The following is a 16,830-nucleotide window of genomic DNA, read 5'->3' on the forward strand; positions in this document are numbered from 1 at the left end:
CCCAGATGTGAGAACTACCGGAGGAAAACGTGGCACTTCCCCAGCTGACAGAGGAACAGCGTGCTGCGGCGCTGGAGAAGGCCGCCGCCGCCCGCCGCATCCGTGCTGAGCTGAAGGAGCGGCTGAAGCGGGGCGGTACCACTCTGGTCGACGTGCTGAAGCAGGCCGAGGAGAACGAAGTCCTCGGCAAGATGAAGGTGTCGGCCCTGCTCGAGGCTCTCCCCGGCGTCGGCAAGGTCCGTGCCCAGCAGACCATGGAACGACTGGAGATCGCGCCCAGCCGCAGGCTCCGCGGGCTCGGCGACCGGCAGCGCAAGGCGCTGCTGGCCGAGTTCAGCGGAGAGTGAGCGGCGCCGGTCGGGACATCCCGGTGACCCGGGGTACCGACCGCGACGGTGAGCCGGTGGCGGGGGAGACCTCCCGCCCCCGGCTCACCGTCGTATCGGGGCCCTCCGGCGTCGGGAAGTCGAGTGTGGTGGGACAGCTGCGTCGGCTCGATCCGGATATCTACTTCAGCGTCTCGGTCACCACGCGGGCACCGCGGCCCGGCGAGGTCGACGGGAACCACTACCACTTCGTGGACGCCGCCGAGTTCGACCGGATGGTGGCCGAGGGCCGGCTGCTGGAGTGGGCCGAGTTCGCGGGCAACCGCTACGGCACCCCGCGGGAGCCGGTGGACCGGGCGCTCGCGGAGGGCAGGCCCGCGGTGCTGGAGATCGAGCTGCAGGGTGCGCGGCAGGTGCGCGCGGCGATGCCGGAGGCGCGGCTGGTGATGCTGATGCCGCCGTCCTGGGAAGAACTGGTCGGCAGGCTCACCGGGCGGGGCACGGAAAACGAGGCCGCGGTGCGCACCCGGCTGGCCGAGGCGGAGCGCGAGCTGGCCGCCGCGGGCGAGTTCGACGTGCGGCTGGTGAACGCCGACGTGGGGACCGCCGCACGGCGGTTGCTAGACTTGATGTCCGGTGGCGAGGTCTCCGCCGCCGGACCCCTGAACGATACGGAGTAGCGCGAGTGGCTGTGCAACAGGCGACGCTGGAAGAGCTCGAAGGCATCACCAACCCGCCGATCGACGACCTGCTCGAAAAGGTCTCCTCGAAGTACGCGCTGGTGATCTACTCGGCCAAGCGGGCCCGCCAGATCAACGACTACTACGCGCAGCTCGGCGAGGGCCTGCTGGAGTACGTCGGGCCGCTGGTCGAGCCCGGCGCCCGGGAGAAGCCGCTGTCGATCGCGCTGCGCGAGATCCACGGCGGGCTGCTCGAGCACACCGAGGGTGAGTGACGCCGGGCCCAGGGTCGTCCTGGGCGTGGGCGGCGGGATCGCCGCCTACAAGGCGTGCGAGGTCCTGCGGGGCCTCACCGAAACCGGGCACGACGTGCGTGTCGTGCCCACCGAGGCCGCGCTGAAGTTCGTCGGCGCGGCGACTTTCGAGGCACTGTCCGGAAACCCGGTGCACACCGGGGTTTTCACCGAGGTGCCCGAGGTCCAGCACGTGCGGGTCGGCAAGGAAGCCGATCTCGTGCTGGTCGTCCCGGCGACCGCGAACCTGCTGGCCAAGGCCGCGCACGGGATCGCCGACGATCTGCTCACGAACACCCTGCTCACCGCGCGGTGCCCGATCGCCTTCTTCCCGGCGATGCACACCGAGATGTGGGAGCACCCGGCCACCCGCGACAACGTGGCGCTGCTGCGTGCACGCGGGACGACCGTCGCCGAACCCGCCTCCGGCAGGCTGACCGGCGTGGACACCGGCAAGGGCAGGCTCGCCGATCCGGCCGAGATCGTCGATCTCGCCCGGCTGCTGCTCGAGGTGCCCCGCGCATTGCCGCGCGATCTCGAAGGACTGCGGATCGTGGTGTCTGCGGGCGGCACCCGCGAACCGCTCGACCCGGTCCGCTATCTCGGCAACCGCTCGTCCGGCAAACAGGGGTTCGCGCTGGCCAGGGTCGCCGCCCAGCGCGGCGCGGAGGTGCGGCTGGTCGCCGGGCACACCGTCGCACTGCCGCCGCCCGCGGGTGCGGTGCTGGAGCGGGTGTCCACCGCGGAGGAAATGCGCAAGGCGGTGCGGGCCGCGGCCGCGGACGCCGACGTGGTGGTGATGGCCGCCGCCGTCGCGGACTTCCGGCCCGCCGACCGCGCCGAGCACAAGATCAAGAAGTCCGACGACTCCCCGGATCCGGTCATCACGCTGGACCGCAATGCGGACATCCTGGCCGAGCTGGTGCGCGAGCGCAGGCCGGGGCAGACCGTGGTGGGGTTCGCCGCGGAGACCGGCGACGAGCAGGGCAGCGTGCTCGACCACGCCCGTGCGAAGCTGCGCCGCAAGGGTGCCGACCTGCTGGTGGTCAACGCGGTCGGCGACGGCAAGGCGTTCGGCACGGAGGACAATTCCGGCTGGCTGCTCGCCGCGGACGGCGCCGAAGAGGCCATCCCGCTCGGTGCGAAAGCGCGGCTGGCGGCCACACTGTGGGACGCCGTGACAGCTTTGCGCGATCGTCGACCTTAGCTCCAGTACGGCTGGGTAATGTGGGCCTGGCAAGCGGGTACGGAAGAGTGCTTCGGTACCGAGTCAACCGAGGGAAGTGACGAGGTCGTGACTGCGTCCACCAAAAGGCTGTTCACGTCGGAATCGGTCACCGAGGGACACCCCGACAAGATCTGTGACGCGATCAGCGACTCGATCCTCGACGGGCTGCTCACCAAGGACCCGCGCAGCCGGGTCGCCGTGGAGACCCTGATCACCACCGGGCAGGTGCACGTCGCGGGCGAGGTGACCACCGAGGCCTACGCGGACATCCCCACCATCGTGCGTGAGGTGATCCTGCGGATCGGCTACGACTCGTCGGCCAAGGGCTTCGACGGCAACTCCTGCGGGGTGAACGTCGCGATCGGCTCGCAGTCGGCGGACATCGCACAGGGCGTCGACACCGCGTACGAATCGCGGGTGGAGAGCGACGAGGACGAGATCAACCGCCAGGGCGCGGGCGACCAGGGCCTGATGTTCGGGTACGCCTGTTCGGACACCCCGGAGCTGATGCCGCTGCCGATCGCGCTCGCGCACCGGCTTTCCCGCAGGCTGACCGCGGTCCGCAACGACGGGGTGCTGCCCTACCTGCGCCCGGACGGCAAGACCCAGGTCACCATCGAGTACGCCGGTGAGCAGCCGGTGCGGCTGGACACCGTGGTGGTGTCCACCCAGCACGCCGACGGGATCGACCTCGAGCAGATGCTCGGCGTGGACGTCCGGCAGCACGTGGTGGAGCCGGAGCTGGCCGAGCTCGGCCTCGAGACGGACAGCACCCGGTTGCTGGTGAACCCCACCGGACGGTTCGTCATCGGCGGCCCGATGGGCGACGCGGGGCTCACCGGCCGCAAGATCATCGTCGACACCTACGGCGGTATGGCCCGCCACGGCGGCGGCGCGTTCTCCGGCAAGGACCCGTCCAAGGTGGACCGGTCCGCGGCGTACGCAATGCGCTGGGTGGCGAAGAACGTGGTCGCGGCCGGCCTGGCGGGCCGGGTCGAGGTGCAGGTGGCGTACGCGATCGGCAAGGCCGCGCCGGTGGGCCTGTTCGTGGAGACCTTCGGCACCGAGACAGTGGATCCGACGAAGATCCAGTCGGCCATCAGCGAGGTCTTCGACCTGCGCCCGGCCGCGATCATCCGGGACCTCGACCTGCTGCGCCCGATCTACGCGCCGACCGCGGCGTACGGCCACTTCGGCCGTCCGGATCTCGACCTGCCCTGGGAGAGCACGGCGCGCGCGGACGCGCTGCGCTCGCTCGCCGGGGCCTGAGCCCGCACCGGCGCTCCTGCGATGCGGGGGCGCCGGTCCGTCTCTGGTAGAGATCTCCCGGTGAGCAGCTCCGAACCCGCCCCGCTGTGGGACCTGCCGGAGCCTTCGCGCTCCGCCCCGGAGCCGAAGGCCGCCCCGGCGAGGAAACCGGCCAAACCACGCAAGGGGCAGCAGCAGCCTGCGCCGGAGCTGCCGGTCGCGCGGGTGGTCGTGGATCTGCCGCTCGCGCACCTCGACCGTCCGTTCGACTACCAGGTGCCGGAGAAGCTGCACGAGTCGGCGGTGCCCGGTTGCCGGGTGCGGGTGCGGTTCGCCGGGCAGCTCGTGGACGGCTACCTCGTCGAACGCACCGACACCACGGAGTACGAGCGGAAGCTGGCGTACCTGGAGCGGGTCACGTCGAGCGAACCGGTGCTGCCTGCCGCACTGCACACGCTGTGCCGTTCGGTGGCGGACCGCTACGGCGGCACGCTGTCCGACGTGCTGCGGCTGGCGTTGCCGCCGCGGCACGCGAAGACCGAGGCCGAACCGCCTGCCGAAGCCGCGCCGGTGCCGTCCGCGCCCGATGTGTCGGCCTGGGCGCGCTACCAGCGTGGTGAGGCGTTCCTGGAGGCCGTCGCGAAGGGCGGCCCGGCGAACGCCGTGTGGCAGGCGCTGCCGGGGGAGGACTGGCCACGGCGGCTCGCCGAGGCGGCGGCTGTCGCCGCGGCGCAGGGCCGGGGCGCGGTGCTGGTCGTGCCGGACCACCGTGACCTCACCCGCGTGCACGAAGCATGCGTGGAGCTGCTTGGCGCGCACGGCGTGGTGGCGCTGATCGCCGGGCTGGGACCGGCTGAGCGGTACCGTCGCTGGCTCGCGGTGCTGCGCGGTGCGGTGCGGGTGGTGGTCGGCACGCGCGCGGCGATGTTCGCCCCGGTCGCCGATCCCGGGCTGTTCGTGGTGTGGGACGACGGCGACGATCTGCACCTCGACCCGCATGCGCCGTACCCGCACGTGCGCGACGTGCTGATGGACCGTGCGCACGCCACGAAGTCGTCGTTGCTGGTCGGCGGATTCGCCCGGACGGCAGAGGCGCAGCTGCTCGTGGAGTCCGGGTGGGCGCAGCCGGTGCTGGCCGACCGGACCGTGCTGCGGTCCGCGGCACCGCGGGTCACGCCGGTGGGGGAGGACTTCGACGTCGCCCGCGACGAGGCGGCCAGGGTCGCGCGGCTGCCCGCGGTCGCCTTCGAGGCGGCCAGACAGGCCTTCGCCGCGGGACTTCCGGCGTTGGTGCAGGTACCGCGGCGGGGTTACGTCCCGGGGCTGGCCTGCGGGCAGTGCCGGACGTCCGCGCACTGCCGTCGGTGTGCCGGGCCGCTCGCGTTGCCGGGTGGTTCGGCCGACGGTGCGCCGAAGCCGCCCGCGTGCCGGTGGTGCGGGGTACCGGAGACGGCGTTCCGGTGCCCGGCGTGTGGTTCGGTGCGGTTGCGGGCCGTCGTGGTGGGAGCGAAGCGGACCGCGGAGGAGATGGGCCGCGCGTTCCCCGGGGTGCCGGTGCGGACCTCCGGCGCGGCCGAGGTGCTGGCGACCGTGCCGGGACGGCCGGCGCTGGTGGTGTGCACGCCGGGCGCGGAGCCGGTCGCCGAGGGCGGGTACGGGGCGGCATTGCTGCTCGACGGATGGGCGTTGCTGGGCAGGCAGGATCTGCGGGCGGCCGAGGAGACCCTGCGCCGGTGGATGGCTGCCGCCGCACTGGTCCGCGCTGCCCCGGCGGGACGGGTCGTCGTCGGCGCCGAGGCGGGGATGCCGGTGGTGCAGGCACTGGTGCGCTGGGACCCGGCGTGGCATGCGGGACAGGAACTCGAGCAGCGCCGTGAACTGGGCTTCCCGCCCGCGATGCGGATGGCGAGCGTGGAAGGCAGCCCGTCCGCGGTGTCGGGCGTGCTGGACGACCTCGCGCTGCCCGGCACCGGCGAGATCCTCGGCCCGGTCCCGCTGGGCGAAGAGGACGACGAGGGCAACGCCACCCGCGAACGCGCACTGATCCGCGTCGCCCGCCCGGACGGCCGGGCACTGGCCACCGCCGTCCGCGAGGCCGCCGCCCGCCGCGACGCCCGCAAGGCCACCGAGCCGATCCGGATCCAGCTGGACCCACTGGACCTGATCTAGAAGCCGGCCGTGGCACCCGCCCGGATCGCGCCTCCTAGCCCGGAGCCGGCCGGGGCCGGGATCGTTGTGCCGCCCGCGCCAGGCGGGACCGGAGCGTCGCCAGGGCGCGGCGCCGGGGTCGGGCGGCGGCGGAGTGTTGTTGCAGCGGGCGTGGGTACCGGAGTGGTCGGGCGGCGGCCAGCTGTCGTCGTGGCGGGGGGAACCGCAGTGCCGTTGTGGCCGGGCGGGGTGGTTGCTCCGTTCGCGGCTTCGGACTGCTTCTTCTGCAGGCTGCCCGGCTACACCGCGCCCCATACTCTGGGAACGGGCGGTGATCAGGATCGGGGCCGGACCGTCGCCCCCTGCGTGAACGAACCCGGTGGCCGGTCCTGCGAACAGGAGTCGGCGCTGATGACCGAGGCTTCGATCCGCCCGGCCGAGCAGACGGACGCGGTGCCGCTCGGCGCCGCGCTGGGGGACCAGCGGTACTTCGAGGACCGGCTCACCCGGCAGGCGAAGGGGCTCGGTGTGCTCTTCACCGCCTGGCGCGGGCGGACGCCGGTCGGGGCGCTGTACCTGTGGCTGGAGGACGCCGAGGAGCCGCCGATCCGGGGCCACCTGCCGGGGGTGCCGCTGCTGACGCATCTGGAAGTCCTGCCGGACCAGCGCAACCGCGGCATCGGCGCGGCACTGGTCCGTGCGGTCGAGCGCCACCTCGCCGACCACGGGCACGCCCGTGGCGCACTGGCCGTCCGCACCGACAACACCCGCGCCGCGCGGCTCTACCGCAGGCTCGGCTATCGGGACTGGGGACACGGCACCGTGGTCTGCTACTCCGAACGGACCCTGCCCGACGGCCGCACGGTGTCCGAGCCGGAGCGGTGCCACGTGCTGGTGAAGGGCCTTCCCCCGGTGATCCGGCAGCGGTGATTCAGGCGCGGTGCACGAGCTCGGTGGTGATCCGGAGGGTCCGCAGTGCGCCGTCCACGCCGCCGCCGGGATGCCGGGCACGGAGTGTCCGGAGGTGGTCCTGCCAGGTGAGCCGGTCGGACTGCCAGGCACGAAGGTATCTCACGCACAGCGCAGGCGTGATCAGCTCGACGTTGCGGTCCAGCGCCGCGGTCAGCGCCTCGATCATCTGGCTGCGCACGGTGCGATCCAGCTGTGGCGCCTGCTCCACCTGTCGCACCGCCACCCGGATGAAGGCACGGCGGCTTTCGAGGAACTCCGCCCAGTAGGACTCCGTCGCGTCCGCCGTGCCGAGGCCGTGGTCCAGCAGGCCGTAGACGCCCTCGGCCAGTGTGTCGCCCAGTTCCTCCGACGCGGCTCGCGCCGGGTCGTAGGGGTTGTACGGGGACTGGTGCGCCGTGCCGGTCACCGCGGTGCAGCGCAGCCGGTCTTCGCCGAGGAGGAAGAACCAGTCCTCGTTGTAGATGTCCGGGAAGAACGAGCCGAAGCTGCTCCGGCCGACCATCAGCGCTCCGCCGCCGACGAACGTGTCCTGCCGGCCGCCGGAGTCCCGGTAGGCGTGGCACACCACGGAGTTGTCCGGCATCCCGCTGTTGCCGAGGCCGACCGCCGCGTGCTCGCCGAGCAGACCGGCGGCCGCCCGCAGGTCCTCCGGATGTGGCAGCGCGATGTCGTCGTCGAGGAACAGCACGCGCTGCCAGCCTGCCAGTACCGCGACGAGCACGCCGAGGTTGCGCTTGAAACTCGTATCGGCCGCGCGCAGCAGGCCGTTCGTGCCCAGCAGCCCGGTGGTGGCGAACCGGGGCACGACGCCCCGCGGCGCCACTTCGTCGGTGTCGATCGCGCGGGCCGATACGCCTGCTTGCTTCGCGGCGAGTACCGCGTCCGTTGCCCGCGCGTCCTTGCTACAGAGCAGCAGCAGGGTGGCGTCGACCTGTCGGGCCGCTTCGACGGCCTGGTCGAGAAAGGTGGCCGGACGGCCGTGGGGCACGATGATCGCGTCCAGGTCCGCCTTCGGCGCGTCCTCGCTGCGTACGTGGTGCAGCAGGCGCTGGTGGGTCGTGTGCTGCGCCGGGGCGGCGACAGTCGCGGTCATGCAGTGCTTCTTTCGGGCCATTCGTGCAGCCGGTTTCCCGGCAGGGTCCAGTCCGGGGTCAGTCCCTGGTTGTCGAAGACGGGTACCCGGCTGATGACGCTGAAAGACTCCGCACCCACGAACCGCTCGTTCAGATAGGCCTGGTTGCGGTCGCGGAAGCGCGCGTCGGTGAGCGCGCGTACCGCGCCGAGGGTGCCCCGCCCGTACATCCCGTTGCACACCGTGACAGTGCGTTTGCGGTTGAGCGGGTTGACCCCGTGGTAGAAGTGCGCGACGTCCTCGGCGAGCTTGCCGTCCGCGTCGATCCGCGCGGAGAACAGCTCGGTCCGCCCGTCGCCGCGGGTCACCTCGAACCCGCCCAGCCGTCCGCTCTCGTCGTCCCGGCCGACCTGGCGCACCGGGGCCTCCACCCGGTCGAGCAGCTGCCGGGTCTGCGGGTTCCAGTCGACCCCGCCGAGCAGCACGAGGTGCGCGGTGTACTCGTCCGGGGTGAGCGGCGAATGCTGTTCGGTGGTCCGGAACGTGACCGTGTTCTCCGGGTTGCACGCGCGGATGTGGCCGAACAGCTCGATCAGCGCGTCCGGGTCGGCGTAGGTGTAGAGGTCGACGTAGTCGGGGCTGGCCGGGTCGGCGTAGGGGATGCGCAGTTCGGGCGGCAGCCGCGAGCAGACGATCACGACGTCCTGGTTCGGCGGGAACCGCCACAGGCTGTGCGGGGCGAAGCCGGTCTCCGCGGCGGGCTCGCGCAGTTCGGTCAGCTCGGCGAGCAGCTTCTCCTTGCGGGCGCGCTCGTCGTCGGTCAGCTGGTCCGCGGGCAGCAGCCGGAATTCGCGCCCCTGCACGGACCGGCGGGTGGCGAAGAATGTGGCGTACGCCTCAAGCCGGGACGGCGGCGGCGTCACCGGGTTCGCGGTGTTCTCCCACGACGAGAGCAGGCCGGTGCTCAACCCGAACGCGGTGGCGAGCTGTTTCTGGGTGATGTCCACGCCCGGCCAGCTCTCCTTGCGCAGGTCGCGGAGGCGTCCGGCGAGCGCGGGGCGTGGCTGCGACACGACTTTCAGACCCTTCAGTAAAGTTCAGTCACAGGCGAATGGCGGGGATTCTACACCCGGGTGCCCGGAAGTGCCGACCAGGCCGGCGGACGAGTGTCGGAGGCCGGACTGGGGTTGCCTGATCCAGGCTTCTCCTGGTCAAAGCCATTGTTCAGCTGGTGGATAGCCCTTATAGTTCCGATTGTGAAAGTCTACTAGATTTCAGTAGCTTCCTGAACAAGGGGGCCGGTATGGACACTTCAGCACTGCAGGCGCCACGGCACCGAGCGATCGTGGTGGTCGACATCGAAGGGTCGACCACGCGCACCAACCCGGCCCGCGCCGAACTGCGCGCGGTCCTGTTCGACCTGCTCGACGAGGCGTTCCGCGCCGCAGGCATCACCGACGGCAGCCGGGACGCCTTCGTCGATCGCGGCGACGGAGCGCTCTGCCTCGTCCACCCGGTCGACGAAGCACCCAAGACGGTGCTGCTCGCGGCCGTCGTCCCGGCGCTCGCCGTGCTGCTCGGCAGGCACGCCGACGAGCGGCCCGAGCTGGCCTTCCGGCTGCGCGTCGCGCTGCACGCCGGTGAGGTGCACTACGACGCGCACGGCCCCTACGGCGAGGACATCGACATCGCCTGCCGGCTGCTCGACGCACCGGAGGTCCGGCGACGGCTGCGGAACTCCTCCGGTCCGCTCGCACTCGTCGTCTCGCACGAGATCCACCGTTCGGTGGTCCGGCACGGCTACGCCGGTATCGACCGCAGCGCGTTCACCCGCGTCTTGCACGTCCGGGTGGGCGGCCAGCGGAGGCGCGGCTGGATCCGCACCACCGAGGCGTTTCCGGTGGCCGACCCCGACCGCCCGGATGCGGGGCTCACTGCCTGAGGGGTCCGGATCCGACGACGCAGGAGGTGGGCCCCGTGGAGACGACCGGGTTGTCGTCCGGTTTCTGGCCGGCGCTCGGCGCCGGCGATCGCGACAAGCTGACCGCGCTGGCCGTGCGGCACAGCTACCGGCGTGGCGACGTGCTGTGCCGCGAAGGCGATCGTGCCGGCGCTGTGCTGCTCTTGCTGACCGGGCACGTCCGGATCACCAACGTGACCCCGGACGGGCGGGAAGTGGTGATCGGCGTGCGCGTCGCGGGCGATGTGGTCGGCGAACTCGCCGCGATCGACGGCGGACCGCGTTCGGCCACCGTCGAAGCACTCGACGACGTCGGCGCGCTGGTGCTCCCCGCGACCCGGTTCGCCGCGCTGTGCCGCCGGGAACCGGCGATCTCCTGGGCACTGCTGCTCGTGCTCGCCGACCGGTTGCGCGACGTCGGGCGGCAGTGGCTCGACCTCGGCGGCGGGGCGATCACCCGCCGGGTGGCCGCCCAGCTCATGCAGCTCGCCGTGCAGCACGGCGTGCGGAACGGCACCGACATCGACATCACGGTTCCCGGCACCCAGGCGGAACTCGCGATGACCGCGGCGATCTCGCGGGAGTCGTGGGCAAGGGTGACCCGCGAACTGCGCAGGCGCGGCGTGATCAGCACCGGACGAGGGCAGGTGCGCATCCACCGGTTCGAGGAACTGCGGCGGCTCGCCCGCTGATCGCCAACGTGTCAGCTGACACAGATTTCCCGGTACGGCCGGGGTTTTCTGGAAGCACACCACCGAGGGAGGCAGTCATGGAACCGTTTCTTCCCGTCCCGCAGCCGGTTCGCTGGCGGCGGGGGGTGTACGCGGCGGCGCTGGTCGTCCCGTTCACCCTCGCGCAGGTGTGGGCGCTGCTGGTGCTGCTGCGGCTGGCGCCGCTCGACGGGCTCGTCGGACAGGCCTTCCTGGTGGTGCTGGCCGGGGCCGGGTTCGCGGTGTGGGCAGGCTGGCGGTGGACCGTCCGGCTCGGTGCCGAGGAACGCCGCGAGCGGGCCGAGGAGCAGCAGTACCGCGAGCGGGCCGCTCGGCGGGCCAGGACGGCCCACGGACTGCGGACCCGATCATGAACGCCGTGGCGCAGGCCGCCGGCAGCAGTTCGGACGCCTCGGCGGGCATCCTGGTGCTGGCGCTCCTGCTGCTGATCGTGGTGGTCCGCGCGCTGCACCGGCTCGCCGGCTTCGCGGTGCGGGTGGCGGCCTCCGCGGCGGCGCTGGTCACCATCGTCGTGGCGGTGTGCGGTGTGGGCGGACTGGCGACGCTCACCATGGTCGCGGTGGCCTACAAGTGAGTCTGGACGCCGGTTGTGGGCGCACCGCGGCCGGGGCAGACTCGCCGCATGTCCAGGACCGGAAGAAGAATTCTCGCGGTGCTCTCGGTGGCCGCGCTGGTGGGCGTCGCCGGGACGGCGTCCGCCTCCGCCGCCACGCCGACTCCCAAGTCCCCCGTCGCGAAGGGCTACCTCGGTGCGGTGTCGAGCATCGACGTCGACGCGACAGCCATCGGCACGGAGGTGCTGCGCAGGGGCGGCAACGCGGTTGACGCGGCGGTGGCGGTCGCGGCCGCGCTCGGCGTCACGGACCCGTTCTCCGCCGGGGTCGGCGGAGGCGGGTTTTTCGTCTACTACGACGCAAAAACCGGCAAGGTGCACACCCTCGACGGGAGGGAGACCGCACCGAAGGCAGCCGACGCGAACCTGTTCGTGGAGGACGGCAAGCCGCTGCCCTTCGCGGACGCGGTGACCAGCGGCCTGAGCGTGGGCGTGCCGGGGACGCCGGCCACCTGGCAGGAAGCTCTGCGCAAGTGGGGCACCCGTTCGCTCGGCCAGTCCGTCGCACCGGCGGAGGCCTTGGCGCGCAAAGGTTTCGTCGTCGATCAGACGTTCCACGACCAGGTCGGGGAGAACGCGGAACGGTTCGCCGCCTTCCCGTCCACGCGGTCGCTCTACCTGCCCGGCGGACAACCCCCGGCACCCGGCACGGTGTTCCGCAACCCGGACCTCGCCGGCACGTACGCGGAGCTGGCCGAGCGGGGCACCGACGCGCTCTACCGGGGCGACATCGGCGCGGACATCGCCAAGACCGTACAGCAACCGCCGGTCGATCCGGCTTCGACGCTGAAGGTGCGGCCCGGCCGGCTCAGCGACGCCGACCTCGCGGCGTACCGGGCGATCGAACGGGACCCGACGCACACGCAGTACCGCGGCTTGGACGTCTACGGCATGCCCGCGCCTTCTTCCGGCGGGCTGACCGTCGGCGAGGCGTTGAACATCCTGCAGAACTACGACCTGGCGCATGCGAGCCAGGCGGACTACCTGCAGTACTTCCTGGAGGCGTCGCGGTACGCCTTCGCCGACCGCAACCGCTGGATCGGCGACCCGGCGACGGTCGACGTGCCGGCGAAGGAGCTGCTGAGCCGGAAGTTCGCGGACAGCCGCGCGTGCCTGATCTCGAAGGACCACGCGGCGGCGAGCCCGGTCGCTCCCGCCGACCCACGGCATCCGCAGCCGTGCGCGGCGGGCACGGTCGGCGCGCCGACCCCGTACGAGGGGCAGCACACCACGCACCTGACGGCGGCGGACAAGTGGGGCAACGTCGTGGCCTACACGCTGACCATCGAGCAGGAGGGCGGCAGCGGCATGGTCGTGCCGGGACGCGGTTTCCTGCTCAACAACGAGCTGACGGACTTCTCCTTCACTCCGGTGACGCCCGGCGTACCGGACCCGAACCTGCCCGGCCCCGGCAAGCGCCCGCGGTCGTCGATGGCCCCGACGATCGTGCTCCGGGACGGGAAACCGTTCTTCGCCGAGGGTTCGCCCGGCGGCGCAACGATCATCACCACGGTGCTGCAGGTGCTGCTCGGCCGGATCGACCGCGGCCTGTCGCTGGAGGACGCGATCGCGGCACCTCGGGTGTCCCAGCGCAACGCGGCGACCTCCGATGTGGAACAGGCCTTCCTCGACCAGCCGGCGGCCGCCGACCTGCAGGCCCGCGGCCAGTCCTACTCGTCGTCGCCGGCGGAGATCGGCGCGTCGACCGGCGTGGAACGGCTGCGCGACGGCCGCTGGCTGGCCGCCGCGGAACCGGTACGACGAGGCCAGGGCGCCGCGCAGGTGGTCCTGCCGTGGACGTGGCCGGGAGAGAATTGACCCGCTGACCCCGGCACCCGATCCCGGCGACGGCCGGGACCCGGTGCCCCGGGCGTCGCGCTCTGCCGTCTGGCCGGGCCCGGATTCCCGGCGGGCCGGTGCCTGTGGTGGGGGTTGGTGCCGGTGGGTGGGCCTGGGTCAGGCGTGCGGAGTTGATGCCCGCGGTGGGTGCCGGGTCGGCTTCCCGGGTTGGTGCCTGTGGCCGGCCCGGATGAGGCGTGCGGTTCCGCCGCGGGAGTCGGGGCGGCCGTCGGCGCCCCGGGGCGGGAGGCGCGGTCAGCTGCCTGCCAGCTGCCGCTTCACTTCGGCTGCCACCCGGCCGCCTTCTGCGCGCCCGGCGACCTTCGGTTGCACCGCCTTCATCGCCGTGCCCATCGCGGCCATTCCGGATGCTCCGGTTTCCGTCAGTGCTTCGGTCACCAGCGTGCGCAGTTCGTCGTCCGAGAGCTGGGCCGGCAGGTACGCCGTGAGTACCTCCGCCTCGGCCAGTTCGCGCTCCGCGGACTCGGCGCGGCCTGCTTTCTCGAACGCATCGGCGGCGTCGCGGCGCTTCTTCACCTCGCGGGTGATCACCTTGCGCACCTCGTCGTCGGACAGTTCGCGGGCCGTGTCGCCTGCCGTTTCCTCGTAGCCGATCGCGGACAGCGTCAGCCGCAGGGTCGCCGAGCGCAGCTGGTCACGTCCTTTGATCGCGGTGGTCAGGTCGTCGCGCAGGGTCGTCTTCAGCGTGGTCATGGCCCGATACTCGCACCATCGCCCCCGCGGCGCGCCGGTGCGCCGCATCCGGTGCGGGCCGGTCTTCTAGACTCGTCCTGATGGCCGACCAGCATGATTTCCCTTTTCTTCCGCCGGAGGTGCGGTGATGCGCCTCGTCTTCGCGGGCACCCCGGAGCCCGCGGTGCCCGCACTGCGTGCGCTGCTCGCGTCCGGGCGGCACGAGGTCGTCGCCGTGGTCACCCGGCCGGACGCCCAGACCGGCCGCGGCCGCAAGGTGCTGCGCTCCCCGGTGGGCACGCTCGCCGACGAGCACGGCATCGAGGTGCTGACCCCGGCGCGGGCCGGGGACCCGGCCTTCCTCACCCGGCTGCGTGAGCTCGCCCCGGACGTCTGCCCGGTCGTCGCCTACGGCGCATTGCTGCCGCAGTCCGCCCTCGACATCCCTGCGCAGGGCTGGGTGAACCTGCACTTCTCGCTGCTGCCGGCCTGGCGCGGCGCGGCGCCGGTGCAGGCGGCGATCCGCGCCGGCGACGAGATCACCGGCGCGTCCACCTTCCGCATCGTGAAGGAACTCGACGCAGGCCCGGTGTACGGCGTGGTCACCGAGAAGATCGGCCCGGCCGACACTGCGGGTGCACTGCTGGACCGGCTTTCCCGTTCCGGCGCGGACCTGCTGCAGTCCACCGTGGACGGTATCGAGGACGGCACGCTGCGCGCGCTCGACCAGCCCGGCGAGGGGGTGAGCTACGCGCCGAAGGTGAGCGTGGAGGATGCGCGGGTGTCCTTCGCCGGACCGGCCGCAGGCATCGACCGGCTGATCCGTTCGGTGACGCCGGATCCCGGCGCGTGGGCGGAATTCCGCGGCGAGCGGTTCAAGCTCGGCCCGGTCACCGTGCTCGACGAGCCCGGTCCGCCGCCCGGCGAGCTGGTCGTGGAGCGCAAGCGCGTGCTCGTGGGCACGGCGACGAAACCGGTGCGGCTTGGCGAGGTACAGGCACCGGGAAAGAAACGGATGGCGGCCACCGACTGGGCGCGCGGAACGCGGATTGACGAAGGAGAGCGCCTGCGGTGAACGAGCGTGGACAGCGGAGGCCGGACCGGCCCCAGCGGAGCCGTCCGGCCCCGCGCAAGGCGGGACCGCGCCGCCCGCCGGAGATCGATCCGGCCAGGCAGGTCGCCTTCGACGTGCTGCGTGCGGTGCGGGAGAAGGACGCATACGCCAACCTGGTGCTGCCGCAGCTGCTGCGGGAACGCCGGATCGGCGGCCGTGACGCGGCATTGGCCACCGAACTCACCTACGGCGCCTCGCGGGCGCAAGGGCTGCTCGACGCGGTGATCGGCGCGTGCGCCGACCGTCCGGTGGAGAAGACCGATCCGGTGGTGCTCGACGCACTGCGGCTCGGCGTGTACCAGCTGTTGCGCACCCGGATCCCCGAGCACGCCGCGGTCGGGTCCACTGTGGACCTGGTGCGGGCCGAAGCCGGTTCGTGGGCAACGGGTTTCGCGAACGCGATCCTGCGCGCGGTATCGGCGAAGGAAGAGGCGCAGTGGCTCGACGAGCTGGTGCCCGACGAAGCGACCGACCCGATCGGTGCCTACGCGTTGCGCACCGCGCACCCACGCTGGGTGGCGCGTTCGTTCGCGGAAGCACTGGGGGACAAGGGCGCGGAGCTGAAGGCCGCGCTCGAAGCCGACGACGAGCGGCCGGAGGTGCACCTCGTCGCGCGGCCGGGTGAGATCAGCGCCGACGAACTCGCCGCGATCACCGGCGGCGACGTCGCGCCGTACTCGCCCTACGGCGTGCGGCTTCCGGCGGGCGCGGGTGATCCGGCGGACGCCGAGCCGATTCGCGAACGGCTCGCCGCGGTACAGGACGAGGGCAGCCAGCTGTGCGCGATCGCGGCCTCGGAGGCGCCGCTCGAGGGCTCCGACCACCGCTGGCTCGACCTGTGTGCCGGTCCAGGTGGGAAAGCCGCGCTGCTGGGCGCGCTCGCGAAGATCCACGGTGCCCGGGTGGACGCCGTGGAGAAGGCGCCGCACCGGGCCCGGCTGGTGGAGAACGCCACCATCGGTCTTCCGGTCACCGTGCACGTCGCCGACGGCCGCGAGTCCGAGCTCGAACCCGGGTACGACCGGATCCTCGTCGACGCCCCGTGCAGCGGTCTCGGCGCGCTGCGGCGCCGCCCCGAAGCACGGTGGCGGCGCAAGCCCTCGGATGTTGCGGACCTGACGAAGCTGCAGGGCGAACTGCTCCTCGCCGCGCTGGACCTGCTGCGGCCGGGCGGCGTCGTCACGTATGTGGTGTGCTCGCCGCACCTGGCCGAGACCGAAGGTGTGGTCGGGGAGACCGCGCGCCGCACGAAGTCCGAGGTGCTGGACGCGCGCGGGTTGTTCCCCGAGGTGCCGCAGCTCGGCGAAGGGCCGTACGTGCAGCTGTGGCCGCACCGGCACGGCACGGACGCGATGTTCTGCGCCGTGCTGCGCAAGCCGTGACCGATCTCGGTCTGGTCGCGAGCTCGTGCGGTGGGCTGGACACCCGGTTCACCGCCGAGCTCGCGGCACCTGCGGCCGCGCTCGGCTGGCGGCTCGCGATCACCCTCACGCCCACCGCCGCGCACTGGCTGGCGAGCACCGGCGGGCTCGACGGCCTCGCCGCGACCACGGACCTGCCGGTCCGCAGCGCCTCCCGGCTGCCGGGCCAGCCGCGGCCGCATCCGGACCCGCGGGTGTTCCTCTTCGCGCCCGCTTCGGCGAACTCGGTCGCCAAACTCGCTCTCGGCGTCGCCGACAACCAGGCGCTGACGCTGCTCGGCGACGTGCTGGGCACGCCGGGGATCACGATCGTGGTGGCGTACCAGGTCCTGGACACCCGTGCGCACCATCCGGCCTGGCCGCGGCACCTGGACACGCTCGCCGAAGCCGGCGTCCGGCTCCACCGGCTCGACCCGCGCCGCTCGTGGTCGGCGGTGCTGGACCGGTTGCCGCCGCCGTCCCGGCCGGTGCCCGAAGGTTAGCCGGATCCTC

18 protein-coding genes are annotated in these 16,830 nt (G+C 72.5%); 15 read left to right on the forward strand and 3 right to left on the reverse strand.

Annotated elements, in window-relative coordinates; translation table 11 throughout:
- Window positions 1–29 precede the first annotated feature (29 nt).
- From mihF to ABD793_RS07000, 7 genes are all read left to right on the forward strand, one after another.
- Window positions 30–347, forward strand: coding sequence for an integration host factor, actinobacterial type (mihF, locus tag ABD793_RS06970; RefSeq protein ID WP_003096398.1), 318 nt, complete (start codon window positions 30–32; stop codon window positions 345–347).
- A complete protein-coding gene (gene gmk, locus ABD793_RS06975) occupies window positions 344–1,006 on the forward strand; it encodes a guanylate kinase (RefSeq protein WP_344856527.1) in 663 nt (220 codons plus the stop codon). Before mihF ends, gmk begins: the two co-directional genes overlap by 4 nt.
- A gap of 5 nt (window positions 1,007–1,011) precedes the next feature.
- Window positions 1,012–1,281 (forward strand): DNA-directed RNA polymerase subunit omega, encoded by a 270-nt coding sequence (rpoZ, locus tag ABD793_RS06980; RefSeq protein WP_344856529.1) that lies wholly within the window; start codon window positions 1,012–1,014, stop codon window positions 1,279–1,281.
- Window positions 1,274–2,506, forward strand: coding sequence for a bifunctional phosphopantothenoylcysteine decarboxylase/phosphopantothenate--cysteine ligase CoaBC (gene coaBC, locus ABD793_RS06985; RefSeq protein WP_344856531.1), 1,233 nt, complete (start codon window positions 1,274–1,276; stop codon window positions 2,504–2,506). Before rpoZ ends, coaBC begins: the two co-directional genes overlap by 8 nt.
- Window positions 2,507–2,593: 87 nt before the next feature.
- Complete coding sequence (gene metK, locus ABD793_RS06990) at window positions 2,594–3,796, forward strand: methionine adenosyltransferase (RefSeq protein WP_344856533.1); 1,203 nt, start codon at window positions 2,594–2,596, stop codon at window positions 3,794–3,796.
- 60 nt (window positions 3,797–3,856) lie between these two features.
- The gene (locus ABD793_RS06995) at window positions 3,857–5,944 is read left to right on the forward strand and encodes a primosomal protein N' (RefSeq protein ID WP_344856535.1); all 2,088 of its coding nucleotides are present in this window, start codon (window positions 3,857–3,859) and stop codon (window positions 5,942–5,944) included.
- Window positions 5,945–6,334: 390 nt separating this feature from the next.
- A complete protein-coding gene (locus tag ABD793_RS07000) occupies window positions 6,335–6,853 on the forward strand; it encodes a GNAT family N-acetyltransferase (RefSeq protein ID WP_344856537.1) in 519 nt (172 codons plus the stop codon).
- Between the two features lies 1 nt (window position 6,854).
- Here the strand turns inward: ABD793_RS07000 and ABD793_RS07005 are convergent, their stop codons facing one another.
- Together ABD793_RS07005 and ABD793_RS07010 are read right to left on the reverse strand one after the other, a co-directional pair.
- A complete protein-coding gene (locus ABD793_RS07005) occupies window positions 6,855–7,988 on the reverse strand; it encodes a hypothetical protein (RefSeq protein ID WP_344856539.1) in 1,134 nt (377 codons plus the stop codon).
- Window positions 7,985–9,040 carry a helix-turn-helix domain-containing protein gene (locus ABD793_RS07010; RefSeq protein WP_344856541.1) on the reverse strand — a complete coding sequence of 352 codons (1,056 nt, stop codon included), beginning with the start codon at window positions 9,038–9,040 and terminating at the stop codon, window positions 7,985–7,987. Before ABD793_RS07010 ends, ABD793_RS07005 begins: the two co-directional genes overlap by 4 nt.
- A 230-nt stretch (window positions 9,041–9,270) precedes the next feature.
- Between ABD793_RS07010 and ABD793_RS07015 the strand changes: the two genes are divergently transcribed.
- From ABD793_RS07015 to ggt, 5 genes are all read left to right on the forward strand, one after another.
- The gene (locus tag ABD793_RS07015; RefSeq protein WP_344856543.1) at window positions 9,271–9,909 is read left to right on the forward strand and encodes a nucleotidyl cyclase domain-containing protein; all 639 of its coding nucleotides are present in this window, start codon (window positions 9,271–9,273) and stop codon (window positions 9,907–9,909) included.
- A 35-nt stretch (window positions 9,910–9,944) separates the two neighbouring features.
- The gene (locus ABD793_RS07020; RefSeq protein ID WP_344856545.1) at window positions 9,945–10,619 is read left to right on the forward strand and encodes a Crp/Fnr family transcriptional regulator; all 675 of its coding nucleotides are present in this window, start codon (window positions 9,945–9,947) and stop codon (window positions 10,617–10,619) included.
- A 77-nt stretch (window positions 10,620–10,696) separates the two neighbouring features.
- The gene (locus tag ABD793_RS07025; RefSeq protein ID WP_344856549.1) at window positions 10,697–11,011 is read left to right on the forward strand and encodes a hypothetical protein; all 315 of its coding nucleotides are present in this window, start codon (window positions 10,697–10,699) and stop codon (window positions 11,009–11,011) included.
- Entirely contained in the window at window positions 11,008–11,232 is a 225-nt protein-coding gene (locus ABD793_RS07030; protein WP_344856552.1) for a hypothetical protein, read from the forward strand. Before ABD793_RS07025 ends, ABD793_RS07030 begins: the two co-directional genes overlap by 4 nt.
- A gap of 48 nt (window positions 11,233–11,280) precedes the next feature.
- Complete coding sequence (gene ggt / locus ABD793_RS07035; RefSeq protein WP_344856555.1) at window positions 11,281–13,089, forward strand: gamma-glutamyltransferase; 1,809 nt, start codon at window positions 11,281–11,283, stop codon at window positions 13,087–13,089.
- 276 nt (window positions 13,090–13,365) lie between these two features.
- Here the strand turns inward: ggt and ABD793_RS07040 are convergent, their stop codons facing one another.
- Window positions 13,366–13,824 (reverse strand): GatB/YqeY domain-containing protein, encoded by a 459-nt coding sequence (locus ABD793_RS07040; protein ID WP_344856559.1) that lies wholly within the window; start codon window positions 13,822–13,824, stop codon window positions 13,366–13,368.
- Window positions 13,825–13,951: 127 nt separating this feature from the next.
- Between ABD793_RS07040 and fmt the strand changes: the two genes are divergently transcribed.
- The 3 genes from fmt to ABD793_RS07055 are packed head-to-tail and all read left to right on the forward strand — an operon-like array spanning window position 13,952 to window position 16,820.
- Window positions 13,952–14,878 carry a methionyl-tRNA formyltransferase gene (fmt, locus tag ABD793_RS07045; protein ID WP_344856562.1) on the forward strand — a complete coding sequence of 309 codons (927 nt, stop codon included), beginning with the start codon at window positions 13,952–13,954 and terminating at the stop codon, window positions 14,876–14,878.
- Window positions 14,875–16,299 carry an RsmB/NOP family class I SAM-dependent RNA methyltransferase gene (locus tag ABD793_RS07050; RefSeq protein ID WP_344856565.1) on the forward strand — a complete coding sequence of 475 codons (1,425 nt, stop codon included), beginning with the start codon at window positions 14,875–14,877 and terminating at the stop codon, window positions 16,297–16,299. The genes fmt and ABD793_RS07050 overlap by 4 nt, the downstream gene beginning before the upstream one ends.
- Window positions 16,296–16,820 carry a flavoprotein gene (locus ABD793_RS07055; protein ID WP_344856568.1) on the forward strand — a complete coding sequence of 175 codons (525 nt, stop codon included), beginning with the start codon at window positions 16,296–16,298 and terminating at the stop codon, window positions 16,818–16,820. Before ABD793_RS07050 ends, ABD793_RS07055 begins: the two co-directional genes overlap by 4 nt.
- Window positions 16,821–16,830 lie beyond the last annotated feature (10 nt).

This window comes from Amycolatopsis ultiminotia (assembly GCF_039536925.1).
GTDB classification, from domain to species: Bacteria; Actinomycetota; Actinomycetes; order Mycobacteriales; family Pseudonocardiaceae; genus Amycolatopsis; species Amycolatopsis ultiminotia.